Genomic DNA, 19569 nt, shown 5'->3' with positions numbered 1-19569 from the left:
AATATTTAGTATAGAATAAATGAGTCAAAATACTATGATTAAGTTGGACGTTATAGTATTTATAAACTATATTTATTTTTTGAAATCATCTTAATTATTATAAATAAGCGTATATACTTAGGTGAATTCAAAAATATGATCAGGTTAAGCCTTTTCTTCTTTCATTTTTTGGCATATTATATGTATTATTAAAAAGAAAGGGTCGCTTATCTTGAGTAAAATCGCGGGAATAGCCCCTTTAGCGCAATTTAAAAACAGATTACATGAATAAATTCTTTTTCGTTTTATGCTTGGTACTATTATTTAGTTTTAGTACTGCTCAAGCTCAAAATTATAGTACTCATAAAGTTAAGCAAGGAGAAACTATTGAAAGTATTGCAAAAAAATATTTTGTAACACCTTCAGATATCTATAGTCTAAACCCTGATGCTAAAAAGGAATTAAGAGTTAATTCTGTTTTAATTATTCCTAAGGCGAAAGAATCAAATATTCCTAAAGTAGTAACGGTTAGAGAATTAGACGGTTTTAAAAAGCATAGAACTAAAAAAAGAGAAACACTTTATAATTTATCGCAAAAGTATAATGTCTCTATAGAGGAAATTAAAAAGCACAATAAGTTTTTATATGCTGAGCCCTTGCGAAAAGGGGATAAACTTCAAATACCGATATTTAAAGTCATTGAGGTTGAAGAAGTGAATGAACTTACTAAAAAGTATACAGTACTCCCTAAGGAAGGTAAATGGCGTATTGCATATAAATTTGGAATCACAGTAAAAGAACTTGAAGAGCTTAATCCAGATATAGGAGCGGTTTTGCAAGAAGGTCAGATTTTAAACGTACCCAACATCGGTAATGATGAAGAAAAGGAAGTAGACGAACAGTATAGTTATTATAAAGTACTGCCAAAAGAAGGGTTTTACAGACTCAAACTTAAATTAGGTCTAGAACAAGCAGAATTAGAAGCTTTAAATCCAGTCTTAAAACTAGGAGGGTTAAAAGCAGGTATGATTTTAAAGATACCTTATTCCAATTTATCTGATGGTATCGTGGAGTTAGATAATAGAGTTAATTTGGCAGATAGTATTACCGATTTTAATACAAAGCATATTGCCATTATGTTGCCTTTTAGACTTAATCGAGTGGATTTTGATTCTGAATCGGATATCAAAAAAAGTATTACTAAAGATCCTTATCTAGATGCATCGTTAGATTTTCATTCAGGTGTCCTCATGGCTTTAGATTCCTTAAAAAAACTAGGAGTTTCTCTTAAAGTAGACGTATATGATACTAAATATGAATTGGGAGAAGTAAAACGTATTATTGATGACAACGACTTTGAAAATGTTGATGCTGTTATTGGTCCGTTAACACCTAGCAATTTTGAAGCAGCGGCTTCAGAATTAAGAAAATATAATACCCCTATTATATCTCCAATTGGAACAAATTTAAAATTATACGATAATGTATTTCAATCCAGACCTTCAAATGATCTGTTGAAGAAGAAGATTGTAAATTTCGTAAAATCAGATACTTTAACCAGTAATATTGTGGTTATTTCAGATACTAAAAACAAAGAAGTTTCAGATGATATTAAGCGCGAGTTTAATCGTGCCAAGCAAATTCTTTCCAGAAAGGATAAAAAAGGAGAAGATAAATACTTTGTGAGTAAAGGAGATATCCAAGGAGTATTAAAAGTAGGGAAAAACATTGTGTTTTTAGAAACTCAGGATGCTGGATTCGTTTCGAATGTAACCAGTATTTTGGCTGCTTTAATTCAAGAAGAAAATATACAAGAAAGAAAACAAGGGATTGAGATTGTATTGGTAACCACTAATGTTAATAATGCTTTTAAAGATGATGAGGTAGATAACACCCATTTATCAGAATTACAATTTCACTTTGCTACCATGTCAAGATCATATAATGAAAACGATGACAATGCTTTTGTAAAAGAATACAGTCGAATTTATAATGTTACGCCCAATAACAGAGCCGTTAAAGGTTTTGATTTAACGATGGACGTAATATTACGTTTAGTGTCCTCAGAAAACCTATACACATCTGTTAATAAAGCACCACTTACTGAGTATGTAGAAAATAAATTTGCTTACAAAAAGAAACTTTTTGGTGGTTATTATAACAATACAGTGTATTTGGTAAAGTATGATGATTTAGCCATTGTTGAGGTAAAATAAATATAGATAGGCTACGTTTTCATATCAGATTAGTTCATTGCAAAGAGGTGTCAGTCTGAGCGTTAGTCGAAGACAAACGACTGTGGCAACCTGTAATGATGTATTTATTATCATTGCGAGGAGCTATTTGAGCGACGTGGCAATCTGTTAGTTGCTTGAAAAGAATATCTTTTTAACTAGTTAAACTTTACTAAACGCTATGATTAAAGCTTTCCTTGTTCTTTCCTGTTTTCTTTGTGTTCAACAAGACGAACCCGCTATGTCCTGGAACGCATCTTATAAACTTTCCTGGAGTGATTTTAAAGATACGCCTGATAAAAGCACAAGTGCTGTTGCTATTACAGCATCGGGCATTACATTTGGTTTTTCGGTAAGAACTTCAGATAATTGCGTAGTAAGCTTTACCTCGGAAGTGTATGCACATTTTTACCCAGAAAAATCATGGTATAAAAAAGAACAGGCCGATATTCATGTTTTAGGTCATGAGCAGTTACATTTTGATATCACCGAGTTGCATGCCCGTAAATTTAGGCAGCGAATCAGTCAGGTTAAGGTATCCAATAGTGTTCGGAATGAATTAAAAACACTTCATAATATCATTAATAAAGAACTTTCGCAGATGCAAAGCAGATATGACTCTGAAACTAATTATTCCAGAAATGTTGAAGCGCAAGCTAAATGGGACATATATATAGCGAATGAGCTTAAGAAACTTTCCAAATACAAATCGGTAGATTAAATATGCTTCCAGATAAACAATTTCTTATAGATTTAGCCCATACCAAAATGCCATTTGGTAAATATAAAGACCGCTATTTAATCGATTTACCAGAATATTACCTCACATGGTATCACAATAAAGGCTTTCCAAAAGGAAAATTAGGAGACATGCTAGCTCAGGTTTATGAAATAAAAATAAATGGGTTGGAAGGGATGATTCGGAATATTAGGGAGTTGTCTTAGTAATTAAGGTTTAGCTTAAAAAATCGATATTCATTTTCTTATAATTTAGTTACAATTTAAGCTGATTATGCTAAAATTGTTATAACTTAAAACGTGTATGCAATTTTCTTATCATTAGAACAATTTGTCTACGCTTTTGAACAATATGGAACCACTGGTGTGGTGGTAAGAAAATACCTTTATCAAGAATGAGTTTTTGTTTATTTTCTGAACCAAAATACACTGTGATAAAGCATAAAGTTTTAATTTTATTAATTGTGGTTTTGCCATTATTTGGTTCGTGCAACTACATTTCAAAATCTGAAACAAATTTTATTGCTAACAAGGAAGGTAATAATGATATCTTTTTAGAAAACTGGAAAATTACGGGGCCTTTTTATGCGGATAGCTTGTTTCAGGCTAAGGATTTAATAAATTATCCTGTTCTACAACATTATAATGCAATTAATGCATCAAGAGTTACTCCCAAAATATTGAATTCAGTAGAAAAAAATAATTACTCAGATACCCTTTTTTACGTAAATGAATTCACGAATTCTAAATATTCTCAAAGTCAAGGGTATATCAATTTTAAGAATTACTTCGATATAGAAAAGACAAGTGTCATTTACTTATCCTGTAACATTTTTAGTGATAAGGAAAAAGATGTATGCATCCTCTTTGGGAGCGATGATAGCTGCATCATTTCCCTTAATGGGAAGGTAATTCATGAGTTTGCAGATACAAGAAACTATTCAGGTCCAAAAACTAGAGTTTTTGGACATTTGAAAAAAGGAAACAATTTTTTGCTCATCAAATTAGGTAATGTATGTATTAAACCAACCAAGGTGGGGAAACAACAAGAATGGCGTTTTTCCTGTAATTTGGCGTCCTTAGATAGGTATTATAGTTTTTATCTTAAAAATCAAACCAATTACTTCAAATCTTGTGTTTTGCCTAAATTTTTTCCTTTGGAATTGAAGGATATATTCCATAAATCTCGATTAATAAACAAGGTAAATATTTATGATATAAATGAGAAGTTAGTTTATACAAAAGAGGATAAACAAGGAGTATCAGAAATTAAATTACCTAATGATTTTAAGATTGGGCTATATGAAGCCGATTTAATTTCAGATTCAAATTTGTTTCATCAATCTTTTTTTTATGGAGATATAGATAATGAATTATCTAAAAAAGTATCAGCAGCCCAAAAGATTATTGATACATGCCAATCTTTTAAATTAAAAAATACACTAAAAGCTTTAATTAAGAGAGATAGTCTAATAAATGACCATTTTTATAAAAGAAATGGAATAATATTAGAGCAGTTTAGTAAAGCAAATACCGCGGATACAATTTTTAATTTTTTGAATTTTCCTTCTAGATGGGTCAATTTAAAAGCTCCAAAAAAGATAAAGTTTTCTTTGTCCCAAAAACAAAACCGCCCGATATCAGAAATTAGATTTTACAAACAAGACAATACACATTCTGAGATTAGGCCTGTACGTGTAAGTGATAGTGCAGTATCTAAAATTATGTCAGATGGGAACTTAAAAGAATTTTGGAGACCTAGTTTGGAAAATACACCTGTTTTTTTTGAATTTGATAAAGAGCGACCTAATTATATGGCTATATCGACTAATCAAAGTAACTGGTCTGTAAACTTTGAAAAAAGTAAAATTTTGTTGTACAGAGAATTATATGATCTAACCAAGCTAAAGAAGCCTTTTAGAAGTGAAGAAATTATAATAAATTCTTTTGTTTCAAAAGTTGATAGTGTACCTCAATATTATACTTTCCATAAACCGATTGAAGAAAAAAAGCCTATAAAAAAACCTTTAGTAGTTGTAATGCCAGTAACAGAGGCAAATCATTTGAATTATTTAAAAAGTACCAGAGTTGCTAATAATACCAATATAGAATTTTATAAAATATTAGCAGAAAGGTATAATTGTTATGTTGCTGCTCCAGGTTTAAGAACACATACAAATTCGCTAATTTCACCAATAGCTGAATCGGATTTCTTTTCCTTAATAGAGGAGGTTTCAAAAAACCATCCCATAGATACAAGTCGTATTTATTTGTATTCAAAATGTGGTGCTACTGGTTTAAGCCTTTGTTTAACCGAACGCTATCCAGATAAAATTGCTGCATTAAGCATAGGAGGCGGGACAGTTAGTACGCCCACTAATAGCTATTCTCAAACAGATGGACCATATGCCATAATGGAGAATTTAAAGAATAACCCTATTTATGCCTTTCATAACGAATACAATTTCCATACAGATATTAAATATATGGCACACTTTATAGATGAAGCTAACCAATTGGAAGCTGGTGTGCAATTTGAAAAATTAGCTAAAACATTTAATAAAGGAAACCCTGAGTTATTTTACCATAATAAAATGTTTGATTTTTTTAATGGCAAAGCCCAAAAAGCAAAGAAAGAGGTAGATTTTTCTACATACCGTCATCGATACAATAAAGCGTATTGGTTGCAATTATTTCCAATGAAATCTGGTGAAAAAGCAAATGTTAAAGCTAGCGTAACTGGAAACAAAATAAATGTGGTTGTTAAAAATGCAAAAAAACTGATTATACATCCTAATCAGGTGCCTATAGAAAGTAAAAATGATTTGTTAATACATATAAATAATGAGAATTATACATATAGTTATCCCTATGACAAAGCGATCACATTTAATTTTAATAAAAATAGCAAGGAAGTAGGACTATCCAAAAACGAATTTACAGAGGGACCACTTGTAGATGTATTTGGTGGTCATTTTATAGTTGTAAAGGGTAGTTTAGGAAGCCGATTGGATAAAGTTTATAATGACTCAATAGCAAATTCATTCATAGATTCTTGGCATAAGGCGTATTATGCTTATCCACCAGTGAAGTATGATAAAGATGTTGACAAAGCAGATTTAGTTCATAGTAATTTAATAATAATAGGCAATCAGCATACCAATTTATGGTTCAAAAAAATATACAAGGAGTTACCTCTAAAGATTAATACAAATGGATTAAAGTTAGATAGCCAAAGTTATAAAGGAAATAAACTAGGCTATTGCATAGTGTATCCAAACCCATTAAACCCCGATAAGTATATCGTTTTATTGGGTGGTAATAACAACCATTGTGTATATAAGCGAAAAGGAAATATGGCAGTAGATGGTTATTATGATTATGAAGTTGAGGATGTTGCTTATAATAATAGAGTTCTTGGACAAGGATATTTTAATGAATCATGGAAAATAGCGAATTGACTATAACTTTTTTTACGAATTAATCGAATATTAATGAGCAGAATGTATTCTTATTTTTATACTATTTTTATTAGAAATAATAAGAGCTATTCATTTTTACTTACATTTTTGGTATGTCTAGTCATAGTTGTTTTGCCTCATATTGATATTAATGGTTACCCGCAACCGACCGTAACAAGTAAATTTATTGTTTTTTCCTATGCCTGTATAGTGCTTTTAGGTCTTTCTGCTGCATCACTTATTACTTCTAAGCAATCTAATATATCATTATCTAAATTAGATATGGCTTTATTTATACTGGTTGTTTACATAACAATAAATAGATACTTACTGCAAACAACCTATGGTTTTTCTATTCGTTATATGGAGTTGTTAGGTTTAAGTGTGCTATATATTTTAATTAGAAGTTTTAATAAAAAAAATATCTATTGGCTATTGTTGCTGGTTATTATCTCAGGAATTATTCAAGCTGTATATGGCAATTTACAATTATTGGGGTATTGCCCGTCCAATCATTCGGGGTTTAAATTAACAGGAAGTTTTTTTAATCCAGGACCTTATGCTGGGTTTCTTGCTGCTGTTTTTCCAATAGCCTTAGGTGTTTATCTATTCAAGGAAAGCATAGTCGAGTATATTACAAATAATACAGAGGGGGAACATTTTCTTTTTAATTACATAACCAAATATGTTTTTGAATATGTTCCATTATCAGGGATTATAAGTATAGTTCTAGTGTTACCTGCTGCGCAATCCAGAGCATCCTGGTTAGCGGTATTATTGAGTAGTATGGTTTTATTGGAATTAAAGTACGGTATTATAAAAAGATTGTTCCTTAAGTTGAATATTATTAAAAAGACGATTATAGTTATTTGTACTTTAATAATTATAAGTGTAAGTTTATTCGGTATTTACCATTTTAAAAAAGGGTCTTCTGATGGGCGTTTGTTTATTTGGAAAGTATCAACAGAAATTATAGAAGATAAGCCTGCTTTTGGAGTTGGTTTCGACCGTTTCAAGGCACATTACATGAATTATCAAGCCAACCATTTTGTCGAACGTGAGGAAACCCAAGATGCTTTGGTTGCCGACAATAGCTATTATGCCTTTAATGAGTTTGTACAATTTATAGTTGAGAACGGCGTTGTAGGTTTTGTATTACTGATTGTTACTCTGTATTTTATATTTAAAATAGCTTCAATAAAAAAATATAAAAATTTAAGTTTTATTATAAAAATAGGCTTGCTTGCAATTGGTGTATTTTCATGCTTTTCATACCCTATGGAAATCTTACCAACCAAGCTTATTCTGGTTATTTTATTAGCTATTATGGCAACACTTGATAGCCATAAAGTAAATATTTTACAGGTACAAAAAAAAAGTAGGCTACTTGCGTTAAAAACTTTTTTGACCGCAGGAATCTTAATAGTTATAACAATAAGTATTAAGTACATAAATAGTTTAGATAAAAGTTTTAAATCGTGGGAATTGGCCTTAAATAGTTACCAGTATGGAGATTATGAGGGTGCTCTAAAAGTATACGAGACAGCTTACCCGAAATTTAAAAATAATGGTGAATTTTTAATGAATTATGGTAAAGCTTTATCTATTTATAAACAGGATAAAAAAGCGGTTCAAGTTTTAAAAGAGGCTAAAAAACACCTCAACACAACTATTATTGAGACAGCTTTAGGGGATGCGTATAAAAGTTTAGAACAATATAAAAAATCAGAAAAAGCTTATAAACATGCTGCTGATATGATTCCTGCCAGGTTCTACCCACTTTATTTATTGGCAAAATTATATGAATCGAGCGGAGAAAAAGAGAAAGCGATTACGATGGCAAAAATTATTTTGAATAAAGAGGTAAAAATACCGTCTACTGCTATAAAAGAAATGAAAGAAGAAATGAAAAATATAATAAAAGGGCTATAATTAAAAAACAACTATGAGGTACCAAAAAATAGTAAAATGGATTTTTTTAATAATTAGCATTATTACTTTGTCTAATTGTAATAAAGAAAAACAAAATAAAGAGGGTGAGGTTATAAACAAAAAGGAATACCTCCCAAACAAAAATGAGGTGAATATCATCATATTGAAGAAAGATACCTTTAAAAAAGAATTGGTTAGTAATGGACGCCTCGTAGCTTTAGAAAAAAGCGAACTTAAATTTAATGTTAGTGAAAAACTACATAAGATCTATGTAAAGAATGGTGACTATGTAAAAAAAGGGCAATTATTAGCAACCTTAGATGCCTTTACATATAGACAAAAAGTAAATAAAGCCGAAATAGATTTAAAAGAAGCCACTTTAGAGTTTAACGATTTACAAGTGCGTCGTGGTTTTAGCGCTAATGCTAAAGATAGCCTTGCCCAAAAGGAATACGATATGATGGCTATTAAATCGGGCTATAAAAATGCCCTGCACCAGCTAGAAAATGCGCGTTTCGATTTAAAGTCTACTAGGCTAGTAGCCCCTTTTAGTGGAAAAATAGCCAATATAAATAGTAAACAATACGAACAGGTAAACTCTGGAAAAGCATTTATAACGCTTATTAACGATGCTATTTTTGAAGTAGAGTTTTACGTCATAGAATCCGAATTAAAAGATATAAAGACCAAGGATAAAATAACCATAGAGCCTTTTGCTATTAATAGAAGTTATGAAGGTTATATTGCTAACATAAACCCCCAGGTAGAAGAAGACGGTACTATTTTAATAAGGGCACAGGTTAAAAACGATGGTGATTTATTAGAAGGGATGAATGTAAAAGTGTTTATTAAAAAAGATATCCCCGATCAGTTTATAGTACCTAAATCTGCTGTAGTGCTGAGAGATAACCAAGAAGTTTTGTTTAAAGTAAATCAAGGCAAAGCTTATTGGAATTATATAAAAACAACACTTGAGAATAGTAAGGAATATGTGGTTGTTCCAGACCCAGATAAAAGCAGTGCATCTTTAAAACCCGGGGATACTATTATTGTTTCAGATAATTTGAATTTGGCTCATGATAGTGAGATATCAATAAAGCCCGAAAATTAACGGTTATACTCATGTAACATGGTGAAATTTTTAATACATAAACCCATAGCCGTTTTAATGACCACATTGGGTGTTCTTATTTTAGGAGTGTATGCTTTTGGTTTTATTCCTGTGTCATTAATGCCCGATATTGATATTCCAGAAATTACCGTGCAAGTACAGGCCGATAATATGTCTGCAAGACAATTGGAAGACGCCGTTTTAAAACCGTTACGTTCTCGTTTACTGCAAGTGAGCCATTTAAAGGATATTAAAAGTGAATCCAGTAACGAGTCGGGAGTTATTAGATTGAGTTTTACGCATGGCAGTAATATAGATTATGCCTTTATTGAAGTGAATGAGAAGATTGATCGTATTATTGGAAGTTTGCCCAAAACTATTAAGCGACCTAAAGTTATAAAAGCCAGTGCCACAGATATTCCTGTATTTTATTTAAGCATGACGCTTAAAGAAATAGATAAAACCCATAAAAAGCCTATATCTCAAAACAAGAGGCTTTATCCCGTATCTCAAGAATTTGTTGATTTTAATCGTTTTACAGATCAAGTAATTCGTAGGCGTATTGAACAGGTTAGTGAAGTGGCCATGGTAGATGTAAGTGGTTTGGTGGCTTCAGAGATTTTGATTATACCCGACCAAAATAAATTAGATGCCCTTGGTATAGGGTTAAATGATTTGGAATTGGCCATAAAGAATAACGACTTAGATATTGGAAGCTTATTGATTAAAGACAACCAATATCAATATGATGTGCGCTTAGGGACTTCACTTAATAATATAAAGGATATTGAAGCGATCTACATAAATAAAAATCACCGTATTTTTCAGTTAAAAGAGCTAGCAGAAGTTGTCGAACATCCCCAGAACAGAACAGGTTTGGTACTTTCTGATAATGATGAAGCGGTCACCATGGCTATTATAAAACAAAGTGATGCCAGAATGGGTGATTTAAAAAAGGCCTTAAATAATTTGCTACATAACCTTAGAAACGATTATTCTCATATTAATTTTTCAATAACTAGAGACCAAACTAAATTATTGGATTATGCTATCTCTAATTTATTTCAGAGCTTGTTATGGGGTATGCTACTTGCTTTTGTGGTTATGTTTTTATTTTTGAAGAATGTAAAATCACCTTTATTGATAGGAATAACTATCCCGACTTCTCTAGTCGTTTGTTTACTGTTTTTTCACCTGCTACATATTTCAATAAACATTATTTCATTATCTGGATTGGTTTTGGGTATCGGACTTATGATAGATAACTCCATTATTGTTATCGATAATATCACACAATACAGACAAAGAGGGTATAAGCTTTCAAAAGCTTGTGTATTGGGAACTAACGAAGTTTTAAAACCCTTGTTAAGCTCGGCTTTAACAACATGTGCAGTGTTTTTGCCCTTGGTTTTTTTAAGTGGCATAAGTGGGGCTTTATTTTACGATCAGGCCATGGCAATTAGTATCGGTTTGTTTGTTTCGTTATTGGTTTCTATTACATTATTACCTGTCCTATATCGCTTATTTCACTTAAAAGATAATTCCCGTATTAGTTGGATAAGTAATTTTTTGGCTAAAACCAATACTTTGGATTACGCAGCTATTTACGAAAAAGGTTTTAAATGGGTCATGAAAAAACAAAGGGTATCCTGGGGCATTAGTGTCTTGCTTTTAATTATTGCCATAGGCCTATTTAGTGTTTTACCAAAGTCGCAAATGCCAGCCTTAACAAGCACAGAAACTTTGTTAAAAATAGATTGGAATGAACAAATAAACGTTGAAGAAAATAAACGTCGTGTATTAGAACTACTCAAACCAATACAGGAAAACTTAATAAACCAAACGGCTTTAGTTGGCACGCAACAGTTTTTATTGGATAAAGATACAGAAGCAAAAACATCAGAAACGACTATCTATTTACAAACTAAAAGTGAAAAAACCTTATCAAATGTAAAATCACAATTAAATGATTTTTTAGCAAATAAATATGCTGGAATTATTTACAAGTACAAAGAAGTGGATAACATTTTTAGCCTAATTTTTTCGAATAATGAAACCCCATTAGTTGCGAGGTTACGACATGTTGAAAACTTGGGAAGCAATCAAAATACCCAATTAAAACATGTCTGGTATCAAATACAGAAAAACTTAAAGGATGTTGCGTTAAAGCCCATAGCCTGGCAGGAACATCTGACGCTCGTTGCAGATCAAGAAAAACTGATCACATATAATATAACGCCTAACCATTTGTTTAGTACACTTAAAAGTGCTTTTAATGAACGGGATATTTTATCTATTGCCGATAACCAAAACTTTGTTCCAATAGTTTTAGGGGCTCATGCAGGAGATATAAATGACATACTTACAAAAACAACAGTGAAATCTAATGAGAATACCACTTTTCAGGTCAAGGATTTCGTTAAAGTTGTAAAGGCCGAAGATTTAAAGAGTATTACTGGTGGGAAAGAGGGCGCATACTATCCTTTGGTGTTTAATATTGAGGAAGGCGATATGGAGAGTACCATAACCGATATAAAGCAAGTGATAAGCAATAATAAATGGTATGATGTTAATTTTTCAGGAAGCTTTTTTTCTAATCAAGAACTCATGGGCGAATTAAAAATTGTGCTGTTGATTTCTTTGGTGTTGCTCTATTTTATTTTGGCTTCTCAGTTTGAGTCTTTCTTGTTGCCTCTTATTATTTTGTTGGAAGTCCCTATAGATTTGGCGGGTGCTTTTTTGTTTTTAAAGCTTTTTGGTATGAGTATTAATTTAATGTCCATGATAGGCATTGTGGTTATGGGAGGCATTATAATAAACGATTCCATTTTAAAGATAGATACTATTATTCAACTGCAACGTCAGGGATATTCTTTAATAAAAGCCTTATTAATTGCAGGGCAACGGCGTTTAAAACCGATACTTATGACCAGCTTGACAACCATTCTAGCCTTAGTCCCGTTGCTGTTTTCAAGTGGTCTTGGAGCAGAATTACAGGCGCCTCTGGCAGTAGCATTAATAGGAGGGATGCTTTTGGGAACCTTGGTTAGTCTCTATTTTATACCCCTTTGTTATTACCAATTTACCAAGAAAATAAAATGAGATATATTCAGATAAAACTAATATGTATTGTAATAGGTGTGGTGTTAAACTGTACCAAAGCTACCGCACAACAAAGTAACGTGTCGTCTGGAAGTATACAGCGAAATATAACCCTTGATGATGTGCTGAAACTTGCCAGTAAAAAGTCTCTAGATGTTTTTAAGGCCAAACGAAAATATGGTGTTAATTACTGGCAGTTTAGATCGTTTAAATCCAGTTTACTCCCAAAAATAAATTTCGAAGCACGACCATTTACTTTTAACAGGGCTTTAATAGAGCGCTACGACTCCGAACAAAACATAGATGTATTTAGACAGCAGCAAACCATCAATAGTTTTGGAAACCTTTCTATAAGTCAAAATATTAGGGCCACAGGAACACGGTTGTTTGTTAATTCCAGTTTTAACAGGCTTGAAAATTTTGGGGACTTAGAAATAGAAACCTACAGCGCAACGCCGGTTAGAATTGGTCTGTCGCAGCCTATCATGGCATTTAATACTTTTAAATGGCAGCAAAAAACGGCGCCCTTGGAATTTCAGAAAGCAAAACAGGATTTTTTGTATGCATTGCAAACTATTAATCTAAAATCGGTCGATTTGTTTTTTAAATGGGCTTTGGCAAGTAAAAAAGTAGAAATCGCAAGGGAAAATAAGGCTTCGGCCGAAAAACTGTTCAATATTGGTAAAAAACGTTACGATTTAATTGCTATTGAACGTGATGATCTTTTAAACCTAGAATTAGATGTATATAATGCAAATACCAATCTAACACAAAACATGCAAGCCTTACAAAAGACAGAAGCCGAACTGCAATTATTTTTAAGGGATGAATTACCGCAGCAGTCCATTCCCGAATTACCAGAACTGATATCTGATTTAACCATAGATTTGAATAAAGCTATAGCATTTGCCTATCAAAACAATCCAGATATACTCGATTTAAAAATAAGAAAAGTAGAAGCTTTAAGAGACTTAGATCGGGCCATAAAAGATAATAGGTTCGACTTGTCTTTAACGGCCAGTTACGGTTTAAATCAACAAGCCAATACCTTTGTAGATGCCTATGGGAGGTTTTTAGATCAACAGATGGTAGCCATACAGCTTAATGTACCTATATTGGATTGGGGAGAAAGGAAAGGCAAAATAAAAACCGCAAGGATGAATAAGGATGTTATCGATATCGAATTACAACAAAATGAAGACACTTACAAACAGGACATTACATTAAAGGTTTTAGATTTTAACCTTCAAAAAGAGCTGGTGTTCGGAGCTTTAAAAACCCGTGAGATCTCAAAAGAGTCGTACAATTTAACAGAAAAACGTTTTTTATCGGGACGTGTAGACTATTTAAACCTAACATCTTCTAGAAAAGCATGGCAGCTTGCTAATGAAAACTATATACGGACATTGCAGGATTATTGGACATTGTATTATAAAGTGCAGCAATTAACGCTTTATAATTTTATTGATGGCACTCATTTAGTACAAGATTTTGAAACCATATTAAAAGATTAATCATGACCTACACAGAAAAAAAGCAAAAAGAAAACCATCTATTATATCTAATAGAGCAAGAAAGACTTTTTTCATTAAAAAAGGTAGCGAACGATTATAATTGTAGCATAAGAACAGTAAAACGTATGTTGTCGAATTTACGAGACGAAGGCTATGTTATTAAGTATTGCAGAAAGGGAAAAAAATATATTTTAAAAGAATAGCAAAGTGACAAAATCTGTCCCTGTCATGTATGTGATTTGTAATATAGTATGAAACTTATGAATTTATGTAAAAAGACCTCTGAGCATTTAATATTAAAAATATTGTTTAATTAAAAATGAGCCTATGAAATACCCCAAATAAATACCCAGAGGGAAAATTTTATCCCTAAGTGGTCACTGAGCTTAGTCGAAGTGAATATAGGATTTTAACAATTTAAATCTTAAATAGTAATTTAATATAAAAGAATCTAAATTTTCTATGATGCGCATTTTTCAGTTATTAATATGTTTACTAATGTTGAATTTTTCATGTAAAAAAAATGTTAATGTTTCTCGTTTAGGAAATAATATTGACATAGAATTAAAAGATTCTCTAGTGTTTAAAGTGCCAGAGGGCGTTTATATATCAGATATTTATTGGAATTTTTCAAAGACTAAAGTGGAGGAACCATTTTTTTTAAATTCAGATTTTCCAATTGAAAGAATATCAAAATATAACCTAAAAAACGATGATTGGGACATCTTGAAATTTGAAGAAGATGGACCACATGGAATAGGTAATGCCAATGGGTTCCATTATGTGTCAGAAGACTCCATTTTTGTTTTTAATGGACATGAAAAGGAGTTTTATTTATTTAATAATAAACTTGAAATTAATAAAAAATTTAAAATACAAGGAGGAAATTTTTCAGTTAATCTTCATTCTTATTTTAAACCAGCTCTCAGAAACTATGTTTTTTATTTGCCAGGCGTTGATTTTGTTAGATTTGATAAGCCATCAGGGGTTAATAATGCATACGCTTTTTTAAAAATTGATTTAATTACAGGAAAACAAGAGAAAATAATTAAATACCCAGATGAATTTAAAGACAAAGTTTGGAAGAGGGAATATTTAATACCAAAATTTATTTTGTTAGATAAGAGGATAATAGTAAGTTTTGGTAGTTCCGATTATTTATATGTATATAATTTAGATGGGAAACTTGTTAAAAAAGTATTTGCGAAGAGTTCAAAAATTAATCCACTACCATTAAAAAGCGGAGAGTCAAATAATTCCTATAAAGCGCATTATAATTATCTATCCAATGGTTTTTATTCTTATATACACTACGATGAGAATAATGAAGTTTTCTATAGATTAGCCCAACACTTACCCAAACATATAGACAAAGAAGAGAAATATTTAATCAACTTTTTAGATTTATCTTTATTGGTTTTCGATAAGGAATTAAACTTACTAAAGGAATATGAGGTTTCATCTAAGATTAGTGGTTATAATTCATTTTTGGATGATGGCTATTTGTATTTAAATAAAAAGCCTCACTTGGAGTATGGTTGTTTGGAAGATTTAGATGAATGTAGGACTTTTTATAAATATACGATCCTGTAGAAGATATTTAAAATATTATTATATAAACCTAAGCATAAGTGATTGATTTAGATAAGTATTTGTATCAAAATAAGACGTTTAATAAATTACTTTATCCGAAACCTAAAATTTATAATATATACTAAATGAAGGCTAATTACATTTATTTTCTACTTGTATTATTTTCGGTTAAAGCCAATGCTCAAGACGATACTGGTGTTTCAGATCATGTACTGTCAAATCTGGAACAATATGCTGCTAACCATCAGAAAGAAATAGTCTATCTGCAAACGAGCAAGGGAATCTATGAAACCGAGGAAGCAGTATGGTTTAAGGGCTATGTTTTGGACTCACAGTTGCTCGTTCCGTCCTTAATGAGCAAGACATTGTTTGTCCAATTAATAGAAGATAAGACCGATAAGTCTGTTTGGGAAGAAAAATATGAGATAGAAGCAGGCTTTGTAGACGGCCACCTGTATCTAAACGATTCCTTAAGAGCAGGTTCCTATACTCTGGCAGCATACAGTACACATTCACTCTATGAAGGCACAAATGTGTTCCACGGGGTACGCAAATTGGAAATTCTTAAAAACATAAAGCATAAACAAAAACGGGAGCCTGTAAAAAATGACAGTACCTTAAACTTTAATACATTTCCAGAAGGAGGAGATTTGGTTTCTGGCATCCAAAGCAGACTGGCCTTTAAAGCAGAGAACTCAAAAGGGGTGCCAGTGGATGTTTCGGGAGTATTGTACGAGAATAACGTACCCCTGGTCAAGTTTAAAAGCGCTCACGATGGTATGGGAAGTTTTCTGTTTCTCCCAAATTCGCTTAGCAGATACCATATCCAGCTTACCGATCCCCTAAGTAACAAGACCTATGATTTGCCTCAGGTTCTACCTGGCGGAAAAACACTACGGTTGTTAAAAAAGACAAAAGACCAGGCGGTATTCAAGGTCAGCCAAACAGCCAATTTAAAAGAGGAAACCATATATTTAAAAGTAGAGACCAGAGGGGTTATTTACAATGTCGCCATTGGGAGATTAAAGAGAGATCTTATCATTAAAATTCCACTAAAGGATATCCCGAGCGGTATAGCCAGGGTAACACTTTTTGATGAAAATATAAAACCACAGGCCGAACGTTTAATGTATGTGAATTCCCATAGGAAATTAACCATTAGGGCAGTATTGGACAAAAGCGAATACCAGGCCAGGGACAAGGCCGTTTTAAAACTAAGAGTAACCGACCAGAACAACAAGCCCGTAATTGCCCATTTGGGGCTGGGTGTTTTCGATAAACTATACCAAAACGAGCTGGATCCAAAGAATATAATGACGCACTATTATCTGTCCGCCCAGCTAAAAGGAAATATTAACAACCCCACATATTACTTTAATGAAGCGAACAAAAATAGGGAGGACGCTTTGAACCTGCTATTGCTCACTCAGGGATGGAGACGGTACATAAGGGGCGAACCTAGTTTAAAAGAGGGCAGCAAGCAAATTAAGCCCTTACTTTCCGATTCCATTACGGGTGTGATTCACTTGGAAAAAAAGACTAAAAGGCCCAAAATATCTGGACAGCAAGTTGTAATGGTATTTGCCTCGGACTCTTTAAGGGACAAGGACATTATGATGACAGATCCCAAAGGCTTTTTCATTATAAACCACAAACATCTAAAAATGGGCGAAAAAGGCTATGTATACGTAAAACCCATGACCCCAGAAAAGCCTAAATATGTTATTGATATCAAGGATCCCTCGTTCGATATTATAAGTTCGAATAGAAAAAAAGCACCCATAAGTTATCCGCTATCAAAGTTAAAAGATAAAGCCCGAGAACAAGAAACAGAGCCTTTTATCGTATCAAACGAACTTAACCAGCTGGAAGAGATTGTTTTATCTACAAATAAAAAACAGGTATTCAGGGACAAGTATTTAGGAAGACTGGACAGTTTGGCTAAATTAGAAATGAATAGCGATTATGTTGGAATACCTTGTGGAACATTAAATTGTCAAGCCCACTCGAATGATAAAAGTAAAAAACCTATAGAAGGAAAAGTGTATTATTACATGGAAGGTTTTAAGTGGAATGATAAAAGAAATGCATATACTATTACTGGATCTGGTTATTTGAAATACCAATATCCTGAGTTAACAGAGTCCTATTTGTTAAAAAAATTCAATTTAAAAATGCTAAAGGGCTTTTATGGAAAACGGGAGTTTTATGAACCCGTTTATGATAAGGAAGATCAAATCAATGGTTTCCCAGATTATAGAAATACCTTGTTATGGAAACCGGACATTATAACCAATGAAAAGGGTGAGGCGGATATCATTTTTTATTGCTCCGATATAAATACGAAATTCATCGGTATTGTTGAGGGAGTGGGACTAAGTGCCGAAGGTCTTTTGGGAACAGGATCTTTTGAGTTTTTTGTTGGAAAAAGGAAATAGATCACAACCCTTGTAAAAAATAGAGATAAAAATGAGTGGGATAATAGGGAATAAAACAAAGAAGCATGTTAAAATATTTTTAATTATACTGCTGCTGCTCTTATTTATGGTTTTCAAGTTAATATGGATAAGTATAAGTGTAATTCTATTTTTATTATTATACAATTTACTTTCGCATATTATAATAGCTTTGATTAAAAACAAGGGATTAAGAAAAATTCTCAAAAAATCATTTCAGATATTATTTTTGCTTTCAATAGTTGTTGGTATTAAACTTTTAGTGCTTGGTATTTATAAGATTCCAAGCGACTCGATGAAAGACGCTCTTTATACTAATGATGTCATTATTGTAAACAAACTAAAATATGGGCCTAGATTGCCTCGTTCTCCTTTTGATATTCCTTTATTGAATATTATTTTTTACTTTAATAATAATGCGAAAAAGCGCTTAAATGATTATTGGTGGTCATACAAAAGATTTTCAGGTATAACAACGATTAAACAAAATGATATTTGTGTTTTTAATTCTACATGGCGAAAAGAATATATTTTAGTTAAACGCTGTATGGCCTTACCTGGAGATACGTTTAGAATAAGAGAAGCAGAAATTTATACAAATAGGATGTTAGCTAAGGAGTCTAACAGTATTAAGAATAATTATGAATTCACAATTAAAAATAAAAATGCATTGTATAAAGTAATGGATTCTTTAACCATTAAGAATTTTAAACTAAAAAAAGGAAGAGGAGAAGCTAATTTATCAAAAATGGATCTGGAACATCTTGTCAAAAAGAATTATATAGACTCAGTTGAAATACAAATTGACACCTTTAATATTAAAAAAAAACTATTTGCAAAATTACCTGATAAAAAATGGACATTTGATAATATGGGGCCTTTTGTTGTACCCGAAAAAGGGATGAAAATAGAATTAAGTCCAGAAACGTTTTCATTATACGAACGGGCAATAAATAGTTCCGAAAATTCCAAAATTAAGGAGATTAACGGGGTGTATTATATAAATAATAAAAAATCAACGAGTTATACCTTTAACCAGGATTATTATTTTATGATGGGAGACAACAGAAAAAGTAGCGAAGATTCCCGCAGGTGGGGTTTTGTACCAGAGTCAAATATTATAGGCAAGGTACAATGTGTTTTATTTTCAAATTATCAAGACAGGTTTAGGTGGGACCGTTTATTTAAAAGTGTCAATTGATTAAATTAACGTTATAAAAAGCATAGTAAATAATAATTTTATACAAATGGTTATATGAACTTTAAGCTTTCTACATTCTCTACGCTTATTGCGTTCATATGTCTATCCATTGTTGGAGCCTGTCTTATTCCCCTAATTAGTGTACAATTGGCTCCAACTAAAACCTTGCCGTCAATACATGTAAATTACAGTTGGAGAGATGCTTCTGCCAAAGTTATCGAGCAGGAAGTGACCTCAAAACTGGAAGG

General features: G+C 32.0%; 13 protein-coding genes. All 13 read left to right on the top strand.

Annotated elements, in window-relative coordinates; all coding sequences use genetic code 11:
- Window positions 1-263: 263 nt before the first annotated feature.
- A complete protein-coding gene (locus HHX25_RS17885; protein WP_169676330.1) occupies window positions 264-2195 on the top strand; it encodes a PBP1 and LysM peptidoglycan-binding domain-containing protein in 1932 nt (643 codons plus the stop codon).
- Between the two features lie 199 nt (window positions 2196-2394).
- The gene (locus HHX25_RS17880) at window positions 2395-2934 is read left to right on the top strand and encodes a DUF922 domain-containing protein (protein ID WP_169676328.1); all 540 of its coding nucleotides are present in this window, start codon (window positions 2395-2397) and stop codon (window positions 2932-2934) included.
- Between the two features lie 2 nt (window positions 2935-2936).
- On the top strand, window positions 2937-3158 hold the full coding sequence (locus HHX25_RS17875; RefSeq protein WP_169676326.1) for a DUF3820 family protein: 222 nt from the start codon (window positions 2937-2939) through the stop codon (window positions 3156-3158).
- Between the two features lie 224 nt (window positions 3159-3382).
- Window positions 3383-6412 (top strand): hypothetical protein, encoded by a 3030-nt coding sequence (locus tag HHX25_RS17870; RefSeq protein WP_169676324.1) that lies wholly within the window; start codon window positions 3383-3385, stop codon window positions 6410-6412.
- 33 nt (window positions 6413-6445) lie between these two features.
- Window positions 6446-8344, top strand: a complete 1899-nt coding sequence (locus HHX25_RS17865; RefSeq protein WP_169676322.1) for an O-antigen ligase family protein — start codon at window positions 6446-6448, stop codon at window positions 8342-8344.
- 13 nt (window positions 8345-8357) lie between these two features.
- Window positions 8358-9455, top strand: a complete 1098-nt coding sequence (locus tag HHX25_RS17860) for an efflux RND transporter periplasmic adaptor subunit (protein WP_169676320.1) — start codon at window positions 8358-8360, stop codon at window positions 9453-9455.
- Window positions 9456-9473: 18 nt separating this feature from the next.
- Window positions 9474-12557: an efflux RND transporter permease subunit gene (locus HHX25_RS17855; RefSeq protein ID WP_169676318.1), complete on the top strand. Its 3084-nt coding sequence runs from the start codon at window positions 9474-9476 to the stop codon at window positions 12555-12557.
- The gene (locus HHX25_RS17850) at window positions 12554-14071 is read left to right on the top strand and encodes a TolC family protein (protein WP_169676316.1); all 1518 of its coding nucleotides are present in this window, start codon (window positions 12554-12556) and stop codon (window positions 14069-14071) included. The genes HHX25_RS17855 and HHX25_RS17850 overlap by 4 nt, the downstream gene beginning before the upstream one ends.
- Before the next feature lie 2 nt (window positions 14072-14073).
- Window positions 14074-14274: a helix-turn-helix domain-containing protein gene (locus tag HHX25_RS17845; RefSeq protein WP_169676314.1), complete on the top strand. Its 201-nt coding sequence runs from the start codon at window positions 14074-14076 to the stop codon at window positions 14272-14274.
- A 295-nt stretch (window positions 14275-14569) separates the two neighbouring features.
- A complete protein-coding gene (locus HHX25_RS17840; protein WP_169676312.1) occupies window positions 14570-15664 on the top strand; it encodes a DUF4221 family protein in 1095 nt (364 codons plus the stop codon).
- A 125-nt stretch (window positions 15665-15789) separates the two neighbouring features.
- Window positions 15790-18102 carry a hypothetical protein gene (locus tag HHX25_RS17835; RefSeq protein WP_169676310.1) on the top strand — a complete coding sequence of 771 codons (2313 nt, stop codon included), beginning with the start codon at window positions 15790-15792 and terminating at the stop codon, window positions 18100-18102.
- Window positions 18103-18133: 31 nt separating this feature from the next.
- On the top strand, window positions 18134-19321 hold the full coding sequence (lepB, locus tag HHX25_RS17830) for a signal peptidase I (RefSeq protein WP_317169109.1): 1188 nt from the start codon (window positions 18134-18136) through the stop codon (window positions 19319-19321).
- 54 nt (window positions 19322-19375) lie between these two features.
- The coding region (locus HHX25_RS17825) for a hypothetical protein (RefSeq protein ID WP_169676306.1) at window positions 19376-19569 on the top strand (194 nt) is incomplete at its 3' end.

Origin of the sequence: Flavivirga algicola (assembly GCF_012910715.1) — a bacterium.
In the GTDB taxonomy this organism is placed as follows: domain Bacteria; phylum Bacteroidota; class Bacteroidia; order Flavobacteriales; family Flavobacteriaceae; genus Flavivirga; species Flavivirga algicola.
The sequence above is the reverse complement of the archived record's forward strand: the minus strand, read 5'-3'. Positions and strand labels throughout refer to the sequence as shown.

Bases quoted from the DNA above. Each gene is read 5' to 3' on its own strand.
- HHX25_RS17850 (WP_169676316.1), top strand. From the start codon at position 12,554: ATGAGATATATTCAGATAAAACTAATATGTATTGTAATAGGTGTGGTG.
- HHX25_RS17845 (WP_169676314.1), top strand. From the start codon at position 14,074: ATGACCTACACAGAAAAAAAGCAAAAAGAAAACCATCTATTATATCTA.
- HHX25_RS17860 (WP_169676320.1), top strand. From the start codon at position 8,358: ATGAGGTACCAAAAAATAGTAAAATGGATTTTTTTAATAATTAGCATT.
- lepB (WP_317169109.1), top strand. From the start codon at position 18,134: ATGAGTGGGATAATAGGGAATAAAACAAAGAAGCATGTTAAAATATTT.
- HHX25_RS17835 (WP_169676310.1), top strand. From the start codon at position 15,790: ATGAAGGCTAATTACATTTATTTTCTACTTGTATTATTTTCGGTTAAA.
- HHX25_RS17880 (WP_169676328.1), top strand. From the start codon at position 2,395: ATGATTAAAGCTTTCCTTGTTCTTTCCTGTTTTCTTTGTGTTCAACAA.
- HHX25_RS17875 (WP_169676326.1), top strand. From the start codon at position 2,937: ATGCTTCCAGATAAACAATTTCTTATAGATTTAGCCCATACCAAAATG.
- HHX25_RS17885 (WP_169676330.1), top strand. From the start codon at position 264: ATGAATAAATTCTTTTTCGTTTTATGCTTGGTACTATTATTTAGTTTT.
- HHX25_RS17865 (WP_169676322.1), top strand. From the start codon at position 6,446: ATGAGCAGAATGTATTCTTATTTTTATACTATTTTTATTAGAAATAAT.
- HHX25_RS17855 (WP_169676318.1), top strand. From the start codon at position 9,474: ATGGTGAAATTTTTAATACATAAACCCATAGCCGTTTTAATGACCACA.
- HHX25_RS17840 (WP_169676312.1), top strand. From the start codon at position 14,570: ATGTTGAATTTTTCATGTAAAAAAAATGTTAATGTTTCTCGTTTAGGA.